The sequence below is a fragment of the Aurantiacibacter xanthus genome, assembly GCF_003584015.1.
GTDB lineage: Bacteria > Pseudomonadota > Alphaproteobacteria > Sphingomonadales > Sphingomonadaceae > Alteraurantiacibacter > Alteraurantiacibacter xanthus.
The window spans coordinates 1-4,081 of sequence record NZ_QXFM01000008.1 but is presented as its reverse complement, the minus strand read 5'-3'; the positions used below and the strand labels follow the sequence as shown (position 1 = coordinate 4,081).

Below are 4,081 nucleotides of genomic sequence, written 5' to 3'. Positions count from 1 at the left end.
CGAGCCGCTGGCCGCGCTCGATCTGGCGCATCAGCTGCGCCTGTTGCGGGTGCTGCATGCTGCCGCTGCCGATGGCTGCGGGGTGGTGCTGGTGCTGCACGATCTCGCGCTGGCGATGAACCATGCCGACCGGGTGATCGTGCTCGACAACGGCAGGATCGCTGCCAATGGCGCGCCCGAGGAGGCGCTTTCCAGCGCGCTGCTGGCGCGGGTCTGGGGGGTGGACGCGCGCTGGATCGGCGAACCGGGCCAGCGCGCGCTCACAGTGCTGCGTTAGGCGACGCAGCCGTTCATTGCCGCGCGCTTACTGCGAGGCGGCGTCACCGGTCAGACCGAGCGATTCGAGCAGCGGGCCGACCTGCGGGTCATGCCCGGTGAAGTCGCGGTACATCTGCTCGTAGCTCTTCGAGTGGCCCTGTCCGAGGAAGGTGGCGCGGATGTGGTCGCCGTTGGCGCGGGTCATCCCGCCGTGGTCCACCACCCAGGCATAGCCGTCCTTGGCCAGCATGTTGGTCCAGGTGTAGCTGTAATAGCCCGCCTGATAGCCATGGCCGAAGATGTGCCGGAAATAGGGCGTGTAGTAGCGCGGCGGCACCAGATCGGTGCGCAGGCCCAGACTTTCCAGCGCCTCCCGCTCGAAGCCGACCACGTCGCTCGGCGCCTCGCCGGGGGCGAGCGAGTGCCACTTCATGTCGAGCAGCTGCGCGGTGAGCAGCTCGCCGAAGTCATAGCCCTGGTTGAACTTGCTGGCCCGGTCGATCGCCTCGACCATCTCCATCGGGATCGTCTCGCCGGTCTGCCAGTGCTTGGCATAGTTCTGCAGCACTTCGGGCACGGCGGCGAAGGGCTCGTGGAACTGGCTCGGGAACTCGACCCAGTCGCGCGCGGTGTTGGTGCCCGAGAGCGACGGATACTGCTGGTCGGCAAACATGCCGTGCAGCGCGTGGCCGAATTCGTGGAAGGTGGTCGTCACGTCGTCCCAGGTCATCAGCGCGGGCTGGCCGGGAGCGGGCGGAGCCACGTTGAGCGTGTTGGCGATCACCGGCTTAAGGCCCAGCAGATTGCTTTGCTCGACGAAGTTGTTCATCCACGCGCCGCCGCCCTTGCTGTCGCGCTGGAACGGATCGAAGTAGAACAGCGCCAGTTCGCTGCCATCGGCATCGAACACGGTGTAGACGCTGACGCCCTCGCGATAGACGGGGATGTCGGTGCGCTTTTCGAAGGTCAGGCCATAGAGCTTGTTGGCCATGAAGAACACGCCGTCTTCGAGCACGCGGTCGACCACGAAGTACTGCTTGATGGCCTCGTTATCGAGGGCATAGCGCTCTTGCCGGATCTTCTCGGCATAGTAGGGCCAGTCCCACGGCTGGACGGTGAAGTCGCCGCCTTCGCGTTCGATCATGGCGTTGATCTCGGCGGCTTCGCGCTCCTGCGTGGCGCGCAGGGCGGGGACCATCTCTTCCATGAAGCCGATGGCGCGCTCGGGCGTGCGGGCGAAGCGGTCGTACATCTGCCAGGTGGCATAGTCGGGCGTGCCGAAGATGCGCGCGATCTGTGTGCGCAGATCAACCACTTCGCGGATCATGGCGACCGTGGACTTGTCACCGCTGTAGTTGCGGGTCGAGTTGGCGCGGTAAAGCCGCTCGCGCGTGGTGCGGTTGTTCAGCTGCGAGAGCAGCGGGTGCGAGGTGGTGTTGGTCATCGCCAGCACATATTTGCCGGGCATCCCGGCGGCCTCGGCAGCAGCGGCGGCGGCGGCGATCTGGCCGTCGGACAGGCCCGACAGTTCCTCGACCGTATCGACCGTCAGCGCGGCGCCGGCCTGGCCTTCGGTGATGCGCTGCGGGATCTGCGCGCCCAGCTCGGACAGGCGGCCGTTGATCTGCTTCAGCTCGGCCTTGGCCGCATCGGAGAGCAGCGCGCCATTATGCACGAAATCGGCGTAGGTGATTTCGAGCAGCATCGCGTCTTCGGCCGTCATGCTCATGGCCGCGCGGTTGTCGTAGATCGCCTTCACGCGGGCGAACAGTTTGGGGTTGAGATAGATCGCGTCGCTGAGCGCGGCGCGCTGCGGGGCCAGCGCCTCGTCGGCAGCGGCGAGCGTATCGTTGATGTCGGCCGAGACCTTCTGGTCGAAGGCGGCGGTGGCGCGATCGTAGACCTGACCCGTGCGCTCCATCGCGACGATGGTGTTGGCGAAGGTGGGGGCGGCCGGGTTGTTGGCGATCTGGTCGATCTCGGCGAGCTGGATCGCAATCGCCTCTTCGATGGCCGGCTGGTAGTCGGCATCGCTCAGCGCGGTGAAGTCGGGCGCGTGGAAGGGCAGGGTGCTCAGCTCGGCAAAGGCGCTGGTGGCTTTGGGAATGGCGGGCGCGGCGGCAACATCCATGGGGGCACTATCCGGAGTGGTGGCACAGGCGGCGGTCATAAGGGCCAGCATGGAGCTGGCAAGCAAACGCGTTTTCATGGGGTTGCGTACCTCGATCTGGGGGATTCATTTCGTTTGAAACCGAAGTCATAGCAGGGCGAGGCTGGTGGGCAAGGGGGTGGCAAGGCATCAATTGCGATAAATTCGAATCTTGCATTCGGCCCGAAAAAGCATATCGCTTTCACAGTAAAAGAGGGTCGTTAACTTTTGGCTGCAAATAGAATTCGGGTCGCGATCTTTATGGGGTCGGCGATTTTTCTGCTGTGCGGGGCTGCGCATGCCGTTGCGCAGGATTCTTCTCAGGCTGCAGCTGAAAATGCTGCAGCGGCGCCATCGGTGGGCAGCCAGCAAGTTCGCCAGCTCACCCCGGCGCAGCTTTTTGCCTTTGCCGGAGAGGCGTCTGATGCCGGCGATTACACGGCAGCCGAGACTGCCTACCGCGCGCTGGCGACCAACCCGGACATTGAGCTGCGAACCGAGGCGCGCTTCCGCCTGGCGCTGATGCTGGCCGACAAACAGGGCAGGTTCGAGGCTGCCGCCGTGTTGTTGCGCAACATTCTCGACGACAAGCCCGATGCCGCACGCGTGCGGGTCGAACTGGCGCGGATGCAGGCGACGCTCGGCCATTTCGGCGATGCCCAGCGCGAAATCCGCGCGGCACAGGCAGCGGGCTTGCCGCAGGAGGTCGAGCAACTGGTGCGGTTCTATGCCGCGGCGCTGGCGGCCAGGAAGCGCGTAGGCGGCTCTTTCCAACTCGCGCTCGCGCCCGACAGCAACATCAACCGCGCCACCCGCTCCGACACGCTTGAAACCGTAATCGGCAATTTCGATCTCGACCAGGATGCCCAGGCGACCTCGGGCGTCGGTCTGGCGCTGCGCGCGCAGGCCTATTTTCGCGCCCCGTTATCTTCCAGGGCCGACCTGCTGATACGGTCGAGCGGGCAGGCGCGCTTTTACGGCAAGGATCAATTCAACGACTATGTCGGATCGCTCGAGGCCGGGCCGCAATTCACCTGGGGTTCTCAGCGGCTCTCGCTTGCCGCATTGGTGAGCCATCGCTGGTTCGGCGGCAAGTCCTATACCACCGGCTATGGCCTTTCGGCCGAATGGCAGAAGCCGGTTTCGCGTACTACCCGGCTCACACTGGATGCGGTCGCGATTGAAACCGACGACCTCCTGAGCGATCAGCGCGATGCGCGGCGCTATTCGCTGGGCCTGAGCATGGACAAGGCTGTCAGCGCGCGCTTCGGCGGCGGGGTGCGCCTTTCGGGTTTCCGGGAGGTGGCACGCGATCCGGGTTACTCGCTCGCCAGCGGCGGGGCCGATGTTTACCTGTTTCGCGAGTTTGGCCACACGACGCTGGTGCTCAACGCCGGTTACGACCGCACCGAGGCCGACGCGCGCATCCTGCTTTATCCGCGCAGGCGTATGGACGGCCGCTTCGAGACGGGGATCTCAGGCACCTTCCGCGCCTTGCGCGTGGGCGTCTTCGCGCCGCTGCTTTCGGCGCGCTACGAGAAGAGCAATTCGACCATCGAACTTTACGATTACAGCCGCGTGTCGGTCGAACTCGGCATTACGGCGGCATTTTGACAGGGGATCGGGAAATGAAAAATTCGCACCTTATGGCAGGCGCCAGCGCGCTGATGCTGG

General features: G+C 64.9%; 2 protein-coding genes and 1 pseudogene. 2 read left to right on the top strand and 1 reads right to left on the bottom strand.

Annotated features, from left to right (window positions below):
* Positions 1–277 (top strand): annotated as a pseudogene (locus D2V17_RS21140) (ABC transporter ATP-binding protein); the annotation flags it as partial.
* Positions 278–304: 27 nt separating this feature from the next.
* Here the strand turns inward: D2V17_RS21140 and D2V17_RS01510 are convergent.
* Positions 305–2,467, bottom strand: coding sequence for a M3 family metallopeptidase (locus D2V17_RS01510; protein ID WP_119591384.1), 2,163 nt, complete (start codon positions 2,465–2,467; stop codon positions 305–307).
* A 297-nt stretch (positions 2,468–2,764) separates the two neighbouring features.
* On the opposite strand from D2V17_RS01510, the gene D2V17_RS01505 reads away from it, so the two are divergent.
* Positions 2,765–4,021, top strand: a complete 1,257-nt coding sequence (locus D2V17_RS01505; RefSeq protein WP_191229020.1) for a surface lipoprotein assembly modifier — start codon at positions 2,765–2,767, stop codon at positions 4,019–4,021.
* Positions 4,022–4,081: the final 60 nt, after the last annotated feature.

Excerpts from the sequence above, each read along its gene's own strand:
- D2V17_RS01510 (WP_119591384.1), bottom strand. The coding sequence starts at position 2,467 with ATGAAAACGCGTTTGCTTGCCAGCTCCATGCTGGCCCTTATGACCGCC.